Origin of the sequence: Melioribacter sp. (assembly GCF_049325435.1) — a bacterium.
In the GTDB taxonomy this organism is placed as follows: Bacteria; Bacteroidota; Ignavibacteria; order Ignavibacteriales; family Melioribacteraceae; genus Melioribacter; species Melioribacter roseus.
Map to the genome: position 1 here is coordinate 39,621 of NZ_JBMOLD010000004.1, position 21,097 is coordinate 60,717.

The 21,097-nt window shown below is 40.6% G+C and carries 19 protein-coding genes; 8 read left to right on the top strand and 11 right to left on the bottom strand.

All coding sequences use genetic code 11. From position 1 onward, the window contains the following. Positions 1 to 9: 9 nt before the first annotated feature. The 11 genes from rlmD to ACOYVE_RS03755 form a co-directional block, all read right to left on the bottom strand. The gene (rlmD, locus tag ACOYVE_RS03705) at positions 10 to 1,455 is read right to left on the bottom strand and encodes a 23S rRNA (uracil(1939)-C(5))-methyltransferase RlmD (protein ID WP_422880837.1); all 1,446 of its coding nucleotides are present in this window, start codon (positions 1,453 to 1,455) and stop codon (positions 10 to 12) included. A 3-nt stretch (positions 1,456 to 1,458) separates the two neighbouring features. Further along, entirely contained in the window at positions 1,459 to 2,166 is a 708-nt protein-coding gene (locus tag ACOYVE_RS03710) for a class I SAM-dependent methyltransferase (protein WP_422880839.1), read from the bottom strand. Between the two features lie 44 nt (positions 2,167 to 2,210). Next, the gene (locus ACOYVE_RS03715) at positions 2,211 to 3,467 is read right to left on the bottom strand and encodes a YCF48-related protein (protein ID WP_422880841.1); all 1,257 of its coding nucleotides are present in this window, start codon (positions 3,465 to 3,467) and stop codon (positions 2,211 to 2,213) included. A gap of 35 nt (positions 3,468 to 3,502) precedes the next feature. Further along, positions 3,503 to 4,894: a BFO_1060 family glycosyltransferase gene (locus tag ACOYVE_RS03720; RefSeq protein WP_422880843.1), complete on the bottom strand. Its 1,392-nt coding sequence runs from the start codon at positions 4,892 to 4,894 to the stop codon at positions 3,503 to 3,505. Positions 4,895 to 4,900: 6 nt separating this feature from the next. Next, positions 4,901 to 6,211, bottom strand: coding sequence for a glycosyltransferase (locus tag ACOYVE_RS03725; RefSeq protein WP_422880844.1), 1,311 nt, complete (start codon positions 6,209 to 6,211; stop codon positions 4,901 to 4,903). Continuing rightward, complete coding sequence (locus tag ACOYVE_RS03730; RefSeq protein WP_422880846.1) at positions 6,208 to 7,695, bottom strand: oligosaccharide flippase family protein; 1,488 nt, start codon at positions 7,693 to 7,695, stop codon at positions 6,208 to 6,210. The genes ACOYVE_RS03725 and ACOYVE_RS03730 overlap by 4 nt, the downstream gene beginning before the upstream one ends. Next, positions 7,692 to 10,211 carry a YfhO family protein gene (locus ACOYVE_RS03735; protein WP_422880848.1) on the bottom strand — a complete coding sequence of 840 codons (2,520 nt, stop codon included), beginning with the start codon at positions 10,209 to 10,211 and terminating at the stop codon, positions 7,692 to 7,694. Before ACOYVE_RS03735 ends, ACOYVE_RS03730 begins: the two co-directional genes overlap by 4 nt. A 28-nt stretch (positions 10,212 to 10,239) precedes the next feature. Beyond that, positions 10,240 to 11,523, bottom strand: coding sequence for a glycosyltransferase (locus tag ACOYVE_RS03740; protein ID WP_422880850.1), 1,284 nt, complete (start codon positions 11,521 to 11,523; stop codon positions 10,240 to 10,242). 9 nt (positions 11,524 to 11,532) lie between these two features. Beyond that, positions 11,533 to 12,588, bottom strand: a complete 1,056-nt coding sequence (locus ACOYVE_RS03745) for an NAD-dependent epimerase/dehydratase family protein (RefSeq protein WP_422880852.1) — start codon at positions 12,586 to 12,588, stop codon at positions 11,533 to 11,535. Between the two features lie 135 nt (positions 12,589 to 12,723). After that, a complete protein-coding gene (locus ACOYVE_RS03750; RefSeq protein WP_422880853.1) occupies positions 12,724 to 13,143 on the bottom strand; it encodes a copper chaperone PCu(A)C in 420 nt (139 codons plus the stop codon). A gap of 15 nt (positions 13,144 to 13,158) precedes the next feature. Then, positions 13,159 to 13,740, bottom strand: coding sequence for an SCO family protein (locus tag ACOYVE_RS03755; protein ID WP_014855828.1), 582 nt, complete (start codon positions 13,738 to 13,740; stop codon positions 13,159 to 13,161). A gap of 52 nt (positions 13,741 to 13,792) precedes the next feature. On the opposite strand from ACOYVE_RS03755, the gene ACOYVE_RS03760 reads away from it, so the two are divergent. The 8 genes from ACOYVE_RS03760 to ACOYVE_RS03795 all read left to right on the top strand — a co-directional run bounded on the left by ACOYVE_RS03760 (position 13,793) and on the right by ACOYVE_RS03795 (position 21,095). Beyond that, the gene (locus ACOYVE_RS03760; RefSeq protein ID WP_422880855.1) at positions 13,793 to 15,019 is read left to right on the top strand and encodes a T9SS type A sorting domain-containing protein; all 1,227 of its coding nucleotides are present in this window, start codon (positions 13,793 to 13,795) and stop codon (positions 15,017 to 15,019) included. Positions 15,020 to 15,054: 35 nt separating this feature from the next. Next, positions 15,055 to 15,483 carry a hypothetical protein gene (locus ACOYVE_RS03765; protein WP_422880857.1) on the top strand — a complete coding sequence of 143 codons (429 nt, stop codon included), beginning with the start codon at positions 15,055 to 15,057 and terminating at the stop codon, positions 15,481 to 15,483. Positions 15,484 to 15,550: 67 nt separating this feature from the next. Continuing rightward, positions 15,551 to 16,582, top strand: a complete 1,032-nt coding sequence (pseB, locus tag ACOYVE_RS03770; RefSeq protein ID WP_422880859.1) for a UDP-N-acetylglucosamine 4,6-dehydratase (inverting) — start codon at positions 15,551 to 15,553, stop codon at positions 16,580 to 16,582. Between the two features lie 11 nt (positions 16,583 to 16,593). Further along, complete coding sequence (pseC, locus tag ACOYVE_RS03775) at positions 16,594 to 17,775, top strand: UDP-4-amino-4,6-dideoxy-N-acetyl-beta-L-altrosamine transaminase (protein ID WP_422880860.1); 1,182 nt, start codon at positions 16,594 to 16,596, stop codon at positions 17,773 to 17,775. Further along, on the top strand, positions 17,772 to 19,235 hold the full coding sequence (locus ACOYVE_RS03780) for a GNAT family N-acetyltransferase (RefSeq protein ID WP_422880862.1): 1,464 nt from the start codon (positions 17,772 to 17,774) through the stop codon (positions 19,233 to 19,235). Before pseC ends, ACOYVE_RS03780 begins: the two co-directional genes overlap by 4 nt. Before the next feature lie 4 nt (positions 19,236 to 19,239). Beyond that, positions 19,240 to 20,274, top strand: a complete 1,035-nt coding sequence (gene pseI / locus ACOYVE_RS03785) for a pseudaminic acid synthase (protein ID WP_422880864.1) — start codon at positions 19,240 to 19,242, stop codon at positions 20,272 to 20,274. Positions 20,275 to 20,328: 54 nt separating this feature from the next. Further along, positions 20,329 to 20,622 carry a nucleotidyltransferase domain-containing protein gene (locus tag ACOYVE_RS03790; protein ID WP_422880866.1) on the top strand — a complete coding sequence of 98 codons (294 nt, stop codon included), beginning with the start codon at positions 20,329 to 20,331 and terminating at the stop codon, positions 20,620 to 20,622. Next, positions 20,619 to 21,095: a HepT-like ribonuclease domain-containing protein gene (locus ACOYVE_RS03795; protein ID WP_422880867.1), complete on the top strand. Its 477-nt coding sequence runs from the start codon at positions 20,619 to 20,621 to the stop codon at positions 21,093 to 21,095. The genes ACOYVE_RS03790 and ACOYVE_RS03795 overlap by 4 nt, the downstream gene beginning before the upstream one ends. Positions 21,096 to 21,097: the final 2 nt, after the last annotated feature.

The window sequence follows — 21,097 nt, forward strand, 5'->3', positions numbered from 1 at the left end:
GCTCCAATTCTATTTTGTATATTCAAGCAAAGCCACGTTTTCAATGTGATATGTATGCGGAAACATATCAACGGGCTTTATTTTAATCAATTTATATCCGCCGCCGCAAAGGAGTTTTACGTCTCTTGCCTGAGTGGCGGGATTGCAACTGATATAAACTATTTTTTGGGGGCGAACGCTTAAAATGTCGTTGACGGTTTTCGGGTGCATGCCGCTGCGAGGCGGGTCTGCAATCAGAATATCTGGTAAAGGAATTTTGTTCTCTTCTATTATCGGTAAAAAGGATTTGTTGAGATCGGCCGGAAACGGTTTGAAGTTCTTGGTTTTATTTAATTCAATATTGATACGAGCGTCTTCGATGGCAGGCTCAACATTTTCAAATCCGTAAATGTAACCTGCGTTTTCCGATATGAAAATCGGAATAGTTCCGGCGCCGGAATAAAGGTCGTAAACAATTTCGTCGCCCTTCATATTTGCAAATTCGAGCGCTGTGCGATAAAGTTTCTCCGCCTGCAGAGTGTTGGTCTGGAAAAACGAATTGGCGCTTATGCGAAAAATTTTTTCGCCGATAGTGTCGTAAATAAAACCGCTTCCAAAGAGGACAATTTCATAGTCGCCGGTAGCAACCTGCGATTTCTTTTTGTTGATGTTGTTTATCAATGTTGTAACGGCGGGAAAACTCGATTGAATTAAATCGCCGTATTCTTTCATTAATTCCGGGTTTTCTTCCGAAGTTACCAGGTTTACCATAAGATCGTTTTTGTGAAAGGACTGTTTTATTACCAGGTTGCGCAGGTAACCGGTATGTGTTTCCGTAGAATAGATTGTTGCGTTTCTTTCTTTGAAGAAAGAGCGTGTGAAATTCAAAATATTATTGCTGATTTCGGATTGAAGAAAACATTCGTCAATATCGAGCACTTTGTCGTACATTCTCGGAATATGCAGACCGAGAGCAAAATTCTTGTCTTTTATTTCCTGCATTGAATTGATTTCGTTTTCCGACAGCCATCGTTTGTTGGCAAAAGAAAATTCCATCTTGTTTCTGTAAAAGAAGATTTTTTCGGAAGGAACAATGGGAAGTGTTTCGTAATCGGACAACCCCGCTATATGATGAAAAATTTCGTTAACCTGGTCGTTTTTGTATTTGAGCTGCATATTATAGTCGAGGTCCTGCTGTTTGCATCCGCCGCAAACGCCGAAATATTTACAACGCGGATCAGTTCTGTAAGGGGATTTTTTTAAAATCGATACGGCTTCCGCTTCCGCGTATGTTTTTTTAATTTTTTTCAAACGCGCTTTAACAACGTCCCCGGGATATCCGTTCTTTACAAAAATCACATAACGCTTCGAATTATCCGGATTGACGGGATTGACTTCTTTTATGATTTTGGAAACTCCTTTGCCTTCGAATGCGTATGAAGAAATTTCGAGCTCTAAAATGTCGCCTTTTTTCAATTTCTAATCCTTTTGTAATAAGAAAAGATAATAACCGATATGTTTGTTTCCGCCCAGATTTAGATAGGCGTGGGATTCATGTTTTATCCGGTTAATGATTTTTTTATAATAACTTTTTTCGGAAGGTTCCAGTTCGGTTCTACTTTCGTCCAGACGCTTGTCGATTTCCTTGTAATAATCTTTAAGAGTATGCGACAGGTCTTCTTCGTAAATAATTTTGAATCTTCTTTCGGAATAATATTTTCTCATCTCGTCGATTCGCAAGGGATTTAAGTAAGAATTTTCATATATGTCCTTTATAAAAGCGGGATATTTGTCCGAGAGATGAACAATTTCGCCCGCGTATAAATATCCGCCGGGTTTTAATATCCTTTTAAATTCCTTGATAATTCTGTTTCTGTCGGGCGTTGAAACCGACGCCTGAGCGTAAATCAAATCGAATTCGGAGTCGCCGTAATCCGTATTTTCAAAACTCATCATTTTGATATTTACAGAGGGATTGTTTTCGCTGACCAGCCGGGCTTCCAGCAGCGACTGGTAATCTTCCACGATCATATCTGCCGGTGTGTTGAAATGAGCGGCAATTCTCGAAGCCGCATAGAAGGCTCCGCTGCCGGCAACAAGAATTTTTTGCGGATTCGAGTTCAGATGTTTGAATAAGCTTTCGACCTGATAATCCAATCCGGGCAAAAGTATTGCGTTCTTTTTCATGCTGCAAAAATAAGAAACTCAATCAACAAAAATACGGCCGATATTTATTTTATTAATATAAGCTTCTTGGTGTCCGAGAAACTACCCGCTTTTAAACTGTATAAATATACTCCGGTGGCTAAATCGGATGCGTCGAAGTGAACTTCGTAATTTCCGCGCTGTTTGTTTTCGTTTACCAACGTGGCTATTTCTCGTCCTATTAAATCGTAGATTTTAATAGTTACAAATTCGGATTTAGGTATAGAATATTTAATAATTGTAGAAGCGTTAAAGGGATTGGGGAAGTTTTGTAAATTGAAATGCATTGTTTCAGCACATTGATCTTTTACGTCTGTTATTAAAGGATCATATCTTAATATGATCCCGTTATAGCCTACGACAAAAGCTCGATTGACTGATGGAATGGAAATACCATAAAGTTTAGTCCAGTTGGGAGTACTGGTGACAGTCCAGGAATTACCTCCATCGTCGGTTTCTAAAATTATTGCTTCATAGGAAGCATTACCATTGCCTCTACCACCTACAATGATACCCCTATTGTTTTTAAATTTTATGTTAAATAAATGATGGTAATATTTAAATGAAAGATTATGAAACGTCCACGTTAAGCCACCGTCGGTAGATTTAAGGATCAGTCCATGATCTCCAACAGCCCAAATAGCATCGTTATAGAATGATATTCCTTGAAAAACAAGATAAGTAATGTCGAACGTAGGAGATTTAATTTTTACCATATGCCAATTAACCGCACTGTCGGTTGTTTTAAAAATTATGCCATTCCTACCTGCCACTACTATTGTGGAATCCGAACTATAATTACCTGTATACAAAGCGCCGTTGTCTGTATTTAATACCGGTCGCCAATTTATACCGCCGTCTTCAGTTTTGAGGACAATTCCGTTATCGTTTAAATCCCCTCCTACTATATATCCTTCGATTTCGTTTATAAAGAAAATTTTATAGAAAATGCTGTTATAATCTAAATATTGGTATTTCCAACTTTTCCCTCCGTCAAAGGTTTCGAGGATAATAGAGTTGGTTCCTACAATAAAGCCGTGATCCTCGTTAAAGAAAAATAATGACTTAAACCATTCATTAATTCTTAGGCTAATATTTTCCCAATTATCACCCCCATCAATTGTTTTAACGATTGTGCCGTTTCTGCCTACTGCATAACCAATTTTTGTATCGACAAAAACAACGTCTGTCAACCATTCTGTTGTGTTAGAATTCAGCTTTTCCCATCCGGCTAGTATATCAGTGCTGAGAAATAATAAAATAAAGATAATCGTCCTATACATAACGCCCTCGTATTTTGGATTTGTACTAAATAAATTTAGAAAATATTATTAATATTTTCAGCATTCAAAATATCACCATGAATGTTATTTCTTTTATAGAACTTGTCAAAGTATTTTTTGTAAGTTTTATACAACTTTTCAAGTTTGTCCATTTTATAATTCTCGAAAACCCAGAGATGTTTTTTCAATTTATAAAGTCTGGAATAGATTTTACGATTGTAAAAAGGAGCCGCAATTCGGATAAGCAGATAAACAATGAAATGCCAGGCGTGTAGTTTGTAAATCGGCTTGAATTTTCCTTCGGATATTTTATCGAGGGTTTTCTTGAAGAAATAAGAAGCGCGGATGTGGTTTAGACCGTCTCCGTAACCGATGATATTCTTGATTAATTCCTTCCTCGTTTCCGATTTTTCGCTGGAAAAGAATTCTGATATTTTTCCGGTAGCGTAGTATTCGTATATCGTTTGCGCGAATTGGTCGTAATTTTTTACAAGGGCGGATCCTTTGTAAAGCGGATCCCTGTTAAAATTCGGATCGGGATTAATAAAGACGGTTTGTTTGCCCATCAGCCAGCTTTCAAGAGCCGTTGTCGATTCGAAACACGTCCATATATCGGAGACGGAAATTAAATCGTGAATCGACTCTTCATTGCATAAATAAACTACATTAGGATAATTAGCCAGTTCGCTCATCTCGTTCACAACCGGTTCGGGACGCTCGGGCGCGTTTTCCTGAGGGTGTTGTTTTAATATAAAAAGAATGTCGGAGTTATTCTCGATAGCTTCTTTAAGTATGTCGCGAACTGCAATCCTTTGTTCCTCTACCCATTCGAGTTTCGATTCGTCGCCTTTGAAGAAAGAAACGAGCTCTTCCCTGCCTCTTTTATGGTCTTTTTTACCGAACGCCCATCCAGCATATCCGATAACTTTCGAGAAATTCTCTTTGTTATATTTTTTTAAGAAGTCTTCTTTTTTCATGAAATCGTAAATTGAATACCTGTCAAAACCGACGCCGCCGGTGACCACAATTTTGTCGGCCGCTTCCGGCGCTTCCTTTTTCAGGAAATCCGCAGTGCGCCGGCTCCAACAGCATACATATTCCTGATAAAATTTTTTATCCCTGTTAAAACCCCAGATGTTAAACGACCCGTCGGTTCTGAAATTGCCTTCCGATATAAGCGCAAAAAGAGGGATGTTTTGTAAATGAGCGATTCGAGATATTTCAAAGTAAAGATTGGAACCGATCGTATTGGCAGACAGGATAATATCAGGTTTAATGCGATATATTTGATGAATGTCGATATTGAGCGCGTGATAAAATTTACAGTTAAGAAAACGTTCGGCGAAATACCTTATCGGCAGGAGCATTTCAACGTCTCTGCCCGTTGCATCGTCTGTAAAACATAATACTTTGAATTCTCTTTTCATACGCTGTTAATGTTGTTGCTTTCCGGTAATTTCATCTAAATAACCGGCTAGTTTTTTTGTCAAATTTCTGTTTGTGTATTCGGAAATATCCGTTTCGTTTGACGCGAGTTCTTTCTTTTTGAATTTTTCGTATAGTTCAGTGACTGTTTTTCTGGTTTTTTCGTAATCTCTGAAATCGCATGTTACTCCGGCGTTTGCTCGTGTAACAATTTCGGAAGCGTCGCTTTCTTCCGGTCCTACTACCAGTATGGGCCTTCTCGAAGCAAGATATTCGAAAAGTTTTCCGGGCAGTCTGCCGTTAACATTGGGCATATCGTTGAGGATTAACAGCAACACTTGGGATCGATGCATCTTTTTTAAAGTTTCCGAGCGGCTGAGATGAGGCAGAAGTTTAAGATTTTTTTTCAGTCCAAGATTTTCAATTTCATCTATAATCGGCTTGCCTATAAAACCGGCGAGTTCAATTTCGAGGTCCTCGGCGAATTTGTCGTCTTCTTTTGCCAATTCGGACAAAACCCGCCAGAGTGTTTTTGCGTTCCTGTCGGGGCCCAGACTTCCGTAATGACTGAGCGTGAATTTATCTGAAAGAGGCTCTTTTATATTCTTAAAATCGTCTTCGTCATAACCCCATACAATAACGCCAACGTTTTTTGCCCCGATCGATTCGAGGTCGCGTTTCCATGTATTGCTGCAAATAGTTATCCGGTCGGCATATTTAAATACCCGCTGTTCCATCGTTTCGTGTATTTTTCTTGAAACCGGATTAAGCATTAACTGTGGAAAATAATCAACCTGAGTCCACGGGTCCTGAAAATCGGCATGCCACGGAATGCCGAGCTTTCTTTTGATTTTATATGCAATCATGTGGTTTGTATGCGGAGGACCGTTTGTAAATACGGCATCAACGCGGTTTTCCTGCAAATATTTTATTAAATATTTGGATGCCGGACGTATCCAGAATCTTCGGGCGTCGGGTATAAAAAGATTGCCCCTGATCCATATGCCGAGTTTATGAGCAAAAGTATGTTCTTCTTCTTCCAGAAATACATTGTGAATCCGCTCTTCTTTTTTCTTGCCGGTAATCAACTTAAATAAATTATACGGCTCCCAGATTTTAGTTTTCAGCTGAGTCATGCCTTCCGGAATATCTTTGAAATTCGATTCGTCGATAACCGGGTACTCGGCGTTCTCGGCGGTACAAACAATCGGTTCCCATCCGAACTCACGCAGATACTTGGCGAATTTTAAACAACGATGTACGGCAATTCCGCCGGAAGGCGGCCAGTAATACGATACAATAAGTACTTTTTTCATCATTCTTTATTTTTCGTTCCCGTAATTGAATTTAATAACGTAGTTAATAATTTCCGAGGATCCTTAATATATTCCAGTTCCCGCTCTTCGTAAAAACCGAACGGTAAAAGTACAAACGGAAAAACTGCTATCAAAATAATTTTTAAGAACAAATAAATCGTATCCCGGGGCAATATGTAAACGGGAGCCGAGAAGATTATTCCGAAAAAAAACAGCAGTAAAATTTTTTTGTGCTCGAACGGTATTTTAAAATGCTTGCCGGATACGATTAAGGTTGCCAGATAAAATATTATAAATGCTATCAAGGTATTAAACGCCGCCGCCATAATGCCGTAGATGGGAATAAAAATAAAGTTGAGTGCGATATTTAGGAGAGCCGAGCTCAAAGTGATGGTTGCAATATGTTTTGTGTTTTTTGTGAGCATCATTCCAAGCGATGCGGTAATACGCATGCCGCTGAGCGAATATGAAATCAAAATAACCGGCACAACCATATAAGCGGAATAGTATTCCGGTTTCTCGGCAAATAATCCCACCACTTCCCTGCTGAAGAGCGAAATTGCAACGCTTCCCCAAAGAAACATGAAAGACGAATACGTCATTAATTTGCTGAAAAATCTTTTGTCGTCTTGCTCTCCGTAGTATTTATAAGCTATGGGCATCAAACTCAAGCTGAAAGGCATAATCAAAAACATATTGAGCACGCCGGCTATGCGGTAGCCCAAACCGTAAATTGCGTTCGATTCCGGACCCAGCAAATAAGTTATGATATAACGGTCGCTTAAATTAAGCAGCATAATTCCGATTGTGCCGAATACCAGGGGAAATCCGAATTTGAACGACACTCTCAAAAGTTCGCTGTCGAAACGATACGACATCTGGTTCAATAATTTTATAAGCAGGAACAGAGCCGTAGCGGCTTCGCCTATCAATGTGGCTGTAAATATTCCTTCCAATCCTTTGTTCAATGCCGTCAGAGCGTAGATAATGCCGGCTGCGATCAATATCAATTTTGTTACGCTGACCGCCGTAAAGAAAAACGCTTTCTCTTCGGCGCGGAACTTCGACAAAAAAAGATTATTAAGCGTGCGAAAAAAAACTATCCATACTATAAGTCTTATGTAAACAGGCTTGATTAAGAAGGCGGCTTCCAAATCGTTATAAGTATTTATCAAAAGTTCGCCCGCCAGAATAAGGAGAGCGCACACGAATACAAGAAAGAGCGTTACTGTAAAAAGGGCGTCTTTTTTCCGGGTTTTGTATTCGGAGCTGTTGTTCAAAAATATGATTGAGGCGGCTTGACCGAGCAGGAAGATTTCCGCGAGTATGTTTGTTGTTATGTCGAGAAGGTCCCACTTGCCGAAATCCTGTTGCGTCAGATAAGCCGTATAAATCGGAAGAAGTACGACGCCGATTATTTTTGGCGCCATATTGCTCAGACTGTAGACAAAAGTATCTCTCAGCGTACTTTTGAGCCGCTCAATCATTTTTTATCGCTTGTTTTCTTTTTCTTGGTAAAAATGATTGTAACGGCAATCGATGCAAAGAGAAGTATATTAAGTATCAGAGAAAGATTCTTGCCGACAACAAAAGAATCGGGCTTGTAAATAAATTCGATTTCGTGAGAACCTTCGGGCACTACTATTCCGATAAACGCATGATTCGTCTTGTATGTTTCGGTCTTTTTACCGTCTACAAAAGCTTTCCATCCCGGCAAGTAAGTCGTGCAAAATACAAGGAAGTTATCGCCCGACGTTGCGGTTTTTGCCGTTATTTTTTCGTCGCTGTAAGAAGTAATGGTCAACGAAGTCGTTGTGTCGGTTCCGTCGACTTCCAAATTACCGCTTTCAATAAAAGCCTTTTCTCTCGGATCGAATTCGTCATTGGCAACGGCTTTAAGTATTTCGATCGGTTTTCTTATTTCCACTGTATCGACAAAATAGAGTCTGGGAAGCGCCGTTTGATTTTCGTAAACAAAAGTGTTTTGCGATTGATAAATCGGCGTCAACCCTGCCGGATTATACGGTCTGTCCGTTACGATATACTTTACATTTGCCATTCGCCAGAGGGTAACGTTTGCCGGCGAGACCACGTCGATTATATCCTGATATGCCCTCGGTTTTACCGCAGAATATCCGAAGAAATCTTCCAGCAGAAAATAAACGTTAAAATTTCCGTTGTTGGAAATAGACCCCAACGATCCGTCCTGTTTCAGATTTAATATTCTGAACGGTTCTTTATCGTTCCTGCTTTTAATTGCGGTTACATATTCGGGTTGGCGGAACATTTCTTCAATTCTCTTGGAATCTTCGTAGTGAGCACCGCGGTTGCCGATCCTGAAGAGGTCGAATATTATCAGGAATGCAACAGCGCTTAATAATACCTCTTTTGCAATATTTTTATTCAGATAAGCATAAATCAATCCGAATGTAAGACTAAGAAGAGCCATGGCTATTTGCAGATCTCCTCGGAACATATCCGCCATATACCCCGAGAGGGCGTTGAACATTTGCGCTTGTTGTTGATTGCTCAGAGCCGCCGCATAACCGTTCACTCTCGAAACAAACCAATCCGATATAACGCCGCCGAAAATAATAGAAAAAACAAAAAGTCCCGAAAAAACGAGAGCCGTGTTTTTGAATTGTTTCAGGCGCGCTGTGTTTTTTTCTTTCCTCAACTCCGCCAATTTCATTAAACCCAGTCCGGCCATCACGGGAAAGATAATTTGAATTACGTGAAGTATCATTGACGGGGTTCTGAAATTATCGAAGAAAGGGAAATAATAGTACATAAAATTGTACACTACGGGAAATGTTCGTCCGAAGGAAATCAGCAAAAAGAATAGTACAACGATTGTAAAATAACGCACTGCAGGGTCTTTCCAGCGCAAAAATATCGTCATTATTCCGAGCGCAAAAACGATTACTCCCATATACATAGCCGTATCCACAAAAGGCATTTGACCGAAATACGTGTTAACTTCAACGGCTTGATTGTTTGTAAGAGGGCCTTTATAAGTCGAGCGTCCGAATCCGTAATAAGAAGGCACAACGAAAGTTAATACTTCGCCGGGAGAAAAAGACCAGTTTGTTGCGTATTGATAAAAATCGGATTCGCTTTGCGCGCTTTTGTTCTCTTTTTCTACAATACTCTCCGTGCCTCGCGTGGAATACGGCTTATATTCGAATAACTGTCCGTAAGTGTCATACGACATTAATAGGGCTATTGCCGCCGCGGCAATCGATACTAAGATCGATTTAAACAGTTGATTTCTCAAAACATTATTTTTTGTCGCAATTGCGTGGGCAAAATAATAAATGAAATAAACGAGCCCCGCCAGCCCGAAATAAAAAACAATCTGAACGTGAGCTCCGAAAACCAGTATATGTAAACCGACAATAAACAATAAGACGTCCAGAATTTTAATTTCTTTTTGGAATTTAAATAGCATCATCATAATGAATGGAAAGATAGAAAGGCTCATCAGTTTTGTAGTGTGCCCTATAAAAAATAGCACTATAATACCCGTGCTGAATGCCGCCGATACTGCCGTTATGAAAGCAATGCCGCGCGACGCTCCAAAATTTCTCATAAAGAAAAATGCCGTGAAAGCAAGCAATAACAGATTGAAAGTATAAATGGCGTTGTAATTCTTGAACGCCGCCGAATAAATTCTGGAAGCGTACGAATAGAGCATTGCCGTTAAATCGTAATAACGAGGCGACATCGAGGTCACTACCGCAGGCATTCCGCAAAATATATACGGATTCCATAGAGATACGCCTTCGCGCTCTTTCAAAGCATATTGCCGCATACTTTTGATTTGAACCAAATCGCCTGAAGTAGTTGTCTTATCGCCGAACATGACCGGCGAAAAAAATACGAATAAAAGAAGGATAATTATCCCAAGTAATAACGCCGTTCTGTATTTTTCGGGAATCAGATTTTCGATAGTAAAGCCGTATTCTTTTGGTTGGTTTGCACCCTTCTTTTGCTTGCTCATTTATTCACCGTATTAATTTTTTAATACTTTATTGATTTAGAATTGCTTTTGCATAATTTCCCCAGCTCATTTTCTTTGCCTGCTCCTCGATTCTGCCGCGCGGAATCGGGTTTTCAATAAAATCTTTCATTACTTTATACATTGAATCGATGTCGTTCGGTTCGGCAAGATATCCGTTGTAACCGTGTTTGATTGTCTCGGGAAAATGGCCTACCGCAGTGGCTATCGAAGGCAGATTGAAGTTATACGCCATTGATTCTACTCCGGATGGAGTGGCGACTTCATAAAAGAGGACGTTGCAATCGGCCACCTGAAAATATTTATGGACTTCTTCGTTTGGCACGTATCTGTTGATTACGACAACGCTGTCGCGAATGCCGAGTTTGTCGATCAATTCAAGCGGTCTGTAACTGCTTTCGTCGTCTTTTTCTTTTGTAACGAGTTTTTTGATAAATCCGAAAATTTTCTTTTTTAATTTAGTAGATAGTTTCTTTTCGTCCAAAGTCTGCCAGAAGGACTCGCCCACAATCAACAGCGATACGTCGTTCCGCTCTGCAGCTAACTTTGCAAATGCGGGAATTACATTGTGCAAGCCTTTGTATTTTCGTATAAAGCCGAAAAAAAGGAAAACATATTTCTTCAGTCCGAGCTCCGCTTTTATTTTTTCGCGGTCGATGTTGATATCGGGCGTAAACATATCGTATATCGGGTGATAAAGACGTATTACCTGTTGAATCCCTTTCCCGGCTAATTCCGTGTGCTTGGCTCTGGGCTGCCTGTCGACCAGAATAAATTTTTGTTTCGGAAAAATTTCCTGCAATTCCTGAAATGTTTTAAGTGAATGAACTATGAAAGTATGCGGTTTTTTCAGAGCGTATTTAAGGAAAATTTTGTCCAGTATGCTGCTTTCTTTTTGCGCTACCACATGCAGGTCGAATATAATCTCGCAGTTACAGCGCGTTTTTAATTTTTTAGCAATATAGCCCATCGGCAATCCCTGTACGGAAATAGCCCATTGAAAAACTACAATATCGGGGTTTATGCTTTTTATAAGTTTAACGGTTTTATTCCAGGAAAAAGGATTATTATAGTTTGTTATATATTCAATTTTGACCGGGGTGCCTTCCAGGAAGTTTTTCTTACTCGATCGGTCGATAAAATCACGCGGTATGATGGAGGGGTATTGCTGCGTCCACGATACTATATAAACTTCCGCTCCCAATTTGCTCAAAGATTTTGCAAGCGATGTCGTATAGTTTGCAATGCCGCCTTTGAATTGCGGACCGGGACCGAAGATGACGATTCTTTTCATGACTATTAATTATTTGTTGTTTTTTATTCTTTCTACAGCCACATCATAAACTCGTCTCATCCCTTCTTCGAGAGAAATTCTGGGTTCCCACCCAAGCAATTGTTTTACAAAACTCATGTCGCTGTAGCGGGAATGGACGCCCATCGGCTTGTCGGTCAACGGTTTGATGGCGGGCGAGTAACCCGCAAATTTTGTGAAAAGTTGTATCAATTCAATGAAAGAAGTCAATTTACCCGAGCCGATATTGATAGCCGTGCCGTCGTGAATTTTGTCCATTGCCAGAAACATGCAATCCATCACGTCGTCGATATGTACAAAATCCCTGCCTTGCTGACCGGTGCCCCAAACTTCGAACGGGTCTTCTTTTCGAGCGGCGCGGGTTGCAATTGCAGGAACGGGATAACTCAAATCCTGGTCTTCGCCGTATCCGGAAAAAGGACGTATGCAAACAATCGAAATTCCGTAATGTTCGGCTGCAATCTTTGCCAGATATTCGCCGGTAAGTTTAGTCCATCCGTAAGTCATGTCCGGCTTTCCGAGGGTGTAGCCGTTGATGTCAATGTAAGATTCCTTCAATGCGACTGCGTTTCCTTCCGCCTGCAGATTAATCGGATATGCAGCCGAGGAGCTCGGATAGAGAACTCTTTCGGGTTTCGACTTGGCAATCCAGTTGAAAAATTCCGCGTCGATCGAAAGGTCGAGCGCTACAGCCATCGGGTCGCCTTCTATTTTTGCGCGTCCGCCGACTATCGCCGCAAAATGGAATACGTCCCCGAATCGTTCTATCTTCAATCCGTATTCTCTTTTCAGCCAGTCTGCGTCTTCCTGAAGCTTGTTTAAAAATTTTCTAATATCCGTTCGAAAGAAAAACAAACGTTCGTCTTTACCGAAAACTTCGATATCCTTTAATTTTTTCGAAACCGGGTCTTCGAGCCATGTGGTCGGATGAGTTCCGACCGACAGGTCGTCGACCATTATAACATAATCTCCGGTGCGTTTGAGTAGTTGTTTGACGGTATTTCTGCCTACGAATCCGCAGGCTCCTGTTACGAGGTGAAATTTCATAATACGATTCCTTTTTCTTTTACCGTAAAAATAAGAATTTTTAGCGTTTATACTTCAATCCGAAGTGTTTTCCGGCGGATTGCCACCGTAAAATCAAACTGCTTTTCGGAAAGAAATTCAGCAAGTTTGTCGGTATCAAAACGATTTTACCGTTGCTTCAACAGTTAATTTGCCGTTTTTCCTGAAGAAAAGGTCAACTTTAATTGTATCTCCCGCTTTTAAATCTTTCGTTGCGCCAATGAGCATTATATGATGTCCGCCCGGCTTAAAACTTACGCTCGATTCAGGGGGAATTTCGACATGGTCAACTTCCCTCATGCCCATCATGTCGTCGCCGGCTTTGTAGGTTTCGTGAATTTCCACTATTTGCGCCGCCGCCGATTTAGCCGTATAAAGAGTATCTTCCGAATCGCCCGTATTCGAAATTGTCATATAAAGAGCGGAATTATGCCCAGAAGCCGCAGGACGCGCCCACGCATTTTCGATTTTTAATTTCGATTGTTGCGCGTTTAATAATATCGGCAGAAAAATGGTCAACAATAATATTCTTTTCATAACGCTTTGCTCCGCTTACATTAATTTTTTGATATCCGCATATATTTCTTCTAGATTAAGTTTACTGCCGGGATAGTTTTTTCTCACCACTCCATCCCGGTCGATTAATTGGATTCTGTCGGTGTGAACGTAATAATAGATCTTTTTTCCGTCGGCTAATGTCGTCGAATCGCCGGGTACGGCCAGGACTTCAACGGTTTTCATTAACGAATCGATTTCGCTTCGGCTTCCCGTAAGAAATTCCCAGTTGTCGGTGTCGAGATTTCTTATTTCCGCGTATTTTTTCAGAACTTCGGGAGTGTCGTTCGCCGGATCGAAACTGATCGACACGAAATTTACGTCCCTTATTCCTTCCCGCTTCAACATTTCTTTCAATAGACGCATGTTGTTTGTGGTAAGCGGACAGATATCGGGACAGTTTGTAAAGATATAACCCGCGACGGTTATTTTTCCTTTGATATTCTGCGGGAAAACAACATTCTTGCCGTCCTGATTGACAAGATGGAATTCGTATCGGGAAAGGTCGATCAATTCCGGAAAATTGCCGCCGCATGCGATTAATATCGCCAATAATGGAATTATTTTAATTAATTTCATATTTAGTTATTTTGAAATATCCAAAAGTAATAATAACTAATTGGGATTTTAAATGAAACGTTTCTTTACGATTGTTCTTTTTCTTGCAGCGGGGTTTTTAAACGCCCAGGACACGTTGAAAATTATGACTTATAATATTCATCAATATACGCCTTATAACCCTACGGCCGACAATCCGGACAGACTTGATTGGGACAATCCCGCGTTGAAATACGTTATAAATGAAATCGATCCCGATATACTGGTTTGTCAGGAAGTTGTCGATAAAGCTTCCGTTAATCAGTTTATGGAATATGTGCTTGAGTATAAATATAAAGCGGCGGAATTTATCGCTTCGACCGGAATGAACAGCGCTCTTTTTTATAAAGAAGACAGAGTTGAATCGCTTGGAAATATAATTCACGACGCAGTAACAAGACCGATTAACGAATTTCCCGTGGTAAATAAAACCACGGGCGACACGCTTATTATTTTTTCCGTGCATTTAAAAGCAAACGAAAGATACGGCGATAACAGCGAAAATTTGTACAAACGGTTTCTTCAGGCAAACGTATTGCGAAACGTTACTTCCCGGTATTCCGAAGACAAAGATTATATTGTTTTGGGCGACTTCAATACGCTCAACGGTTCAGAAGCGGCTATAGTTAAATTGACGGACCGTTCTTTCCCGGGTTATTTTATCGACCCGATCGATGCAATCGGAGAATGGAACGACAATCCGCTTTTCAAGCATACGCACAGTTATTCCGCCACCGAGTTGACAAACCGGTTCGATATGATACTTATTTCACAGGCGGTTAAAGACCCGGGAGGAATCGAATATATAGACGGCTCGTATACAATCGTGGGAAACGACGGCAATCATTTCGGGATGCCGGTAAATTCCGGTTCGAATCATTTCGGAATCGAGCTGGCGGACTCTTTAATCTCAGCCAGCGATCATTTGCCGGTTTATGCGCTTTTTAAATTCGATCGGCTGCAGAACGTTTCGGCCGGAACGGAAATTCCCCTCGGTTTTGAATTATACCAGAATTATCCGAATCCTTTCAATCCGTCGACAATAATTAAATTCAAACTCGAATCGGGCGGGTACGTAAAACTGATCGTGTTCGATATGCTTGGCAGGGAAATAACAAATATCGCCGACGGATATTACCCGCCGGGTTTATATAAATTCAATTTCGATTCCGACGGCTTTAATCTTCCTTCTGGAATTTACTTTTACAGGTTTATTTATAACGGCTATTCAACCACGAAAAAGATGACGTTAATAAGATGAAAAGGTTCCGATTGGTTTTGCATGCGTGCTTTTGCATGATGCCATTGTTATACGGAATTAGTCCCGCCCAGAATTTACCGAATTCGATTTATGCGGAGGTGTTTGGCAATGCCGGCGGATATTCGATCAATTATGAAAGAATCGTATTTGAAAATTTGAGCGTCAGAGCCGGCTTTATGTTTGTTTCTGACGCAAGCGCGTTCCCGGCGCTGGTTAATTACAGAATTTACGCGGGTGAAAATTATTTTTCGGTAGGAGCGGGAATTCTAAGCTGGCATGTTTATTCGAATTATAAAATAATGAACGACGAATCGTTAGAAGGTTCGGGACTGATGTTTACAGCGCGATTAAATTACACGTTGGTCGCGCGTAACGGATTGTTTTTAGGAATAAGTTTTACTCCGTTTTTATTCGACGGAAAGATTATTCCGTTCGGAGGATTTTCGTTCGGAAAGGAATTTTGATTTATAAACAGAAGGATAAATCAGCTATAATTTTCATAAATTTGTCTGGATAAAATACAGGAGAACTATGGACGGCAAAACAATTCTGATTACAGGCGGAACGGGTTCGTTCGGAAAGAAATTCGTTGAAACCGTATTAAAAAGACACACACCGAGGAAAATTATTATTTACAGCAGGGACGAACTGAAGCAGTTCGAAATGCAGCACAATCCCACCTACAGAAAAGAAGGCGTACTGATGCGTTATTTTATAGGCGATGTAAGAGATGAAGAAAGGCTCAAGAAGGCAATGGAAGGCGTCGATTACGTAGTTCACGCGGCGGCTTTAAAGCAGGTACCCGCCTGCGAATACAATCCGTTCGAAGCCGTTAAGACAAATGTGATCGGCGGACAAAATGTAATCAATGCCTGCATCGAAAAAGGCGTCAGAAAAGTAATTGCGCTCAGTACCGATAAAGCCGCCGCGCCGGTCAATCTTTACGGAGCCACCAAACTGACATCCGATAAACTTTTTATTGCCGCAAATAATTTCAAAGGCGCTCACGATATTAAGTTTTCCGTTGTGCGCTACGGGAATGTGATGGGCAGCCGCGGTTCGGTAATTCCCTTCTTTCTTCAAAAAAGGAAAGAAGGAGTTTTGCCCGTTACCGACGAAAGAATGACGCGCTTTAATATTACTCTTCAACAGGGAGTCGATTTCGTTCTCGAAAGTTTTAAAAGAATGTGGGGCGGCGAACTCTTTGTGCCAAAAATTCCTTCTTACAGAATTTTAGACCTTGCAAAAGCAGTGGCTCCCGAATGTAAAGTGGAAGTGGTCGGCATTCGTCCGGGCGAAAAAATCCACGAAGAAATGATTACTCAGGCGGACGCGCTCAATACACTCGAATTCGACGATTATTTCGTAATACTGCCGTCGGTTCAATTGGGCAACGATCCGAATCTCAAATTGTGGGATACCGAGGAATTCAGATTGAAAAGCAACGGTCAACCGGGAAAATTCTGTGAATACGGCTTTTCATACAACAGCGGAGCCAATCCGCATTTCCTGACGGTTGAAGAGTTGCGCGAATTAATCGAGAAAAACGTTGTAGTAGCCTGAAGGAAATTTATATGAAATCGAAAACTTATTCATACGGAAAGCAAAATATAGACCACGACGACATTGAAAGGGTAGTTGAAGTTCTCAAATCCGATTGGCTTACGCAAGGACCGAAGGTAAGCGAATTCGAAAAAGCATTGTCGGAAAAATTCGGCTCTCAATATGCCGCCGCCTGTTCGAACGGTACAGCCGGATTACATTTGATTGCTCTAGGACTCGGCTGGTCGAAGGGAGATGTAATCATTACAACCCCGATAACATTTCTTGCAAGCGCCAACTGCGCAATCTATGTAGGCGCAAACGTCGACTTTGCGGATATCGACGAGCGTTACTACACAATCGATCCTGAGAAACTCGAGGAAAAAATCAAATATTACCGCGCAAAAAACATTAACGTTAAAGCCGTGGTTGCAGTCGATTATGCCGGACATCCGTGCGACTGGGAAGCTTTAAAGAGCTTAAAGAAAAAATACGGATTCCAGCTTATAAACGATTACTGCCACGCGCCGGGAGCGGAATATAAAAACGATTATCATTATGCCGTTAATTATGCCGACGCGGTCAATATGAGTTTCCATCCGGTTAAACATTTCACTACCGGAGAAGGCGGAGCCGTACTATCGAACGACCGGGAATTTATCGACAGAGTCAAAACATTCAGAACTCACGGCGCAACTAAAGACCCTCGCATACTCGAAAAAATCGACGGCCCCTGGTACTACGAAATGCACGACGTAGGATTCAATTACAGGATTACGGATTTTCAATGCGCGCTCGGAATTTCTCAATTAAAAAAACTCGATTCGTTTATTACTGAAAGAAGAAAAATTGCCGGATATTACGATAAATTTTTTGAGAACGACGACAGATTCATAATTCCTAAGGTTAACGAAAATTCCAAACATGCGTACCATCTTTATTCCTTGCAGATAAAATTCGACGAACTCGGAATTTCTAAAAAGGAATTTTTCGATAAAATGAAAGAGAAGAATATCTTTCTGCAGGTGCATTATATTCCCGTTCATCTTCAACCGTTTTACAGAAAAAAATTCGGCTTCAAGGAAGGAGATTTCCCGATAGCGGAGATATTCTATAAAAGGGAAGTATCGATTCCGATTTATCCCGGACTTAATGAAGAAGACCTGGAGTATATTATCGAATCAATAGTCGGCGCGCTCGATTCAATGAAATGAAAATATCAATTATTACAGAAGGATTTCAGAATACCGGATACGGTCATATCACAAGGTGTCTCTCGCTGTATCAGGCGTTCGAGGAAAGAAGAATTATACCCCGTTTCTATATCAACGGCGACGATAAATGCGCTTCGTATTTAAATGGCGCCCGTTTCGAAATTATTGACTGGCTGAATCATCCCGCTCAATTGATTAAGAAAATAATCAACAGCGATTTTGCTATAATCGATTCTTATCTTGCCGGCAGAGAGTTTTACGAAAAAATATCGAATTTTTGCGAACGTCTACTTATAATTGACGATAATCTCCGAATCGATTATCCCGAATCGATTATATTGAACGGAACAATCAATGCGGAGAATTTTCCGTATCAAAAAAAAACGGGCTACGATTTTCTTCTCGGTTCCGAATATATACCGATTAGAAAACCGTTCTGGGATTCCGCGCAGCGTAAATACAATAAAGAAATAAAAAACATTCTGATTACATTCGGCGGGCAGGATGTTAGGAATCTTACCATCCCCGTTGTGAAATTAGTCGGGGAAATTAATCCGGAAGCGGTAATTCATGCGGTATTCGGCAATAAAGAAAACGGCGAAATCGAAAAGTTGAAAGAGCTTTATAAAGACGTAAAATTTTATAACCTGCTGAACGCCCAACAGATTAAAGAATTGATGCTGACCGCCGATGTTGTTATTACCGCTGCGGGTCAAACATTATACGAGCTCGCCGTTACCGGAACTCCGTCAATCGCGGTTGTTGTTGCGGATAATCAGAAAAACAATATCCTCGAATGGAGCAAATCCGGCTTTCTGATTGAACCGATTTTTTACAATGAAATTAATTGTATGAAAAAAATTGCCGAACAGCTTCAAAAATTCAAGTCGATCGGCATCCGCAAAAAATGCGGCAGCGCCGGCAGAAAAAAAGTGGACGGACAGGGCAGCCGCCGGGTCGTTTCCTATCTTATCGAAAGAAAATGCGCTGTCGATAAATTTTATTTGAGAAAAGCCGTATCTGAAGATTCTGAAATTGTATACGAATTGTCGAACGATCCGTCGGTAAGGTTGCAGTCGATTAACAAAAAACCGATAGCGTGGGATGAACATACGATATGGTTCGACGGAAAAATAGACGATAATAATTATTTGTTTCTGCTGGCGTTCGACCGCGAGGATAATTTTATCGGACAGATTCGCTTCGAAATAGAAAACAATTCCGCCGTTGTAAGCATAAGCCTGACGGAAAATTTCCGCGGGAAAGGACTTTCCAAAAAAATTATTAAAGAAGGTTCGCGCAGATTATTCAATGAATATCAAAATGTAGGCTCGATAACCGCATACATACTGCCTCATAACAGCGCGTCCCTGCGGGCGTTCGAAGCCGCGGGATATAAACCCGACGGCGAAGAATTGATTAATAACGAACTGTTCAAAAAGTTTCTACTTGAGAGGTGACAAAGTGATTATAGAAAATTTCGACACGGATAAAAAAGTCTTTATCATTGCCGAGCTTTCCGCAAATCACAATCAGAATTTTCAGACGGCAATCGACTCAATCAAAGCAATCAAGGAGTGCGGAGCCGACGCCGTAAAGCTCCAAACGTACACGCCCGACACAATCACAATCGACTGCGACAACGAATATTTTCAAATAAAGCAAGGCACTATCTGGGACGGAACCACATTATATCAGCTTTATCAAAAAGCTTATACGCCGTGGGACTGGCAGCCGCATCTGAAAAAAATTGCCGGGGAACTCGGACTTATCTGTTTTTCGTCGCCGTTCGACAAAACGGCGGTTGATTTTCTTGAAGAGATGAATGTGCCCGCCTATAAAATCGCTTCATTTGAAATAACCGACATACCGCTGATCGAGTACGCCGCATCGAAAGGAAAGCCGATGATAATTTCGACGGGCATTGCAACCGAAGAAGATATAAGAGACGCCATCGACGCTTGTAAACGAATGAACAACGATCAGATTGCGCTTTTGAAATGCACTTCTTCCTATCCGGCTCCAATCGAGGATGCAAACCTGAATACAATTCCGTATATGAAAGAAAAATTCAATACGGCGGTCGGATTGTCCGACCACACGATGGGAACCGTTGCGCCCGTAGTCGCTGTGGCGCTCGGCGCCAGAATTATAGAAAAACATTTTATCCTGGATAGAAACTTAGGCGGTCCGGATTCGGCATTTTCGCTTGAACCCGACGAATTCAAAAAAATGGTTGAAGAGATCAGAAACGCCGAAAAAGCCCTGGGCAAAGCCTCGTTCGAAATTAATGAAAAAATAAAAAAAAGCAGAACGTTTGCGCGCTCGCTCTTTGTCGTAAAAGATATAAAAGCCGGCCAGCCGCTTACGGAAGAAAACGTCCGATCGATTCGTCCTTCCTACGGATTGCATCCGAAATATTTGAAACAAATTTTAGGAAGAAAAGCTAAAACGGATATAAAAAAAGGAACTCCTTTGAAGTGGGAGCTATTCGAATGAATGATTTGTCGTTTGTTTTGCTAAATTAATGGAGAACTAATTTTATCGAATCATATGCGCTTGAGCGAAAGAGATATTGAAATTATTAAAAAGGCAACGAAAAAATTTTTCGGAGAGAATGCTTCTGTCTATTTGTTCGGCTCGCGTACGGACGATTCAAAAAAAGGGGGCGATATTGATTTGTATATCGAAACAAATGTCTTTCAAAATATAATAGACAGAAAAATAAAAATGCTGGCTGAACTACACAAAGAACTGGGCGAACAGAAAATCGATATTATAATAAATAATTTTTCAAGTAAAAAATTTATATATCATGTGGCAAAAAGCGAAGGTATACGGTTGTGAGCAAAAACAAATTTATACTCGAATCCGTAATCAAAGAGTGTAATCTGCATCTTAAGAGAATGGATTATGCTTTTAGAAAGCTTAAACTGCGTTTTCCATATTCTACCGACAATTTGTCTCAACTTAACGACGATGAAATTGCGCTTATGGATCAGCTCATTTACAGGTTCACTAAATTGCAAGATGCAATTGGCAATAAACTATTTAAATGTGTTTTGATTATGCTGGACGAAGAAGTTGCAAATAAATCTCAGATAGATATTTTCAATCGTTTAGAACAATTGGAAATCATTAGCGATTATGAACGATGGAAAAGTTTGAGAGAACTAAGGAATGAATTATCGCATGAGTATGGAGAAAATGACAACGAATCAGCTGAGAAAATTAATTTATTGTTTGAAAAAATACCCGACTTGAAAAATTATCTCGATGAGATAATGAAATATTTGAATAAGAGGCAATTTTTGCAGTGAAT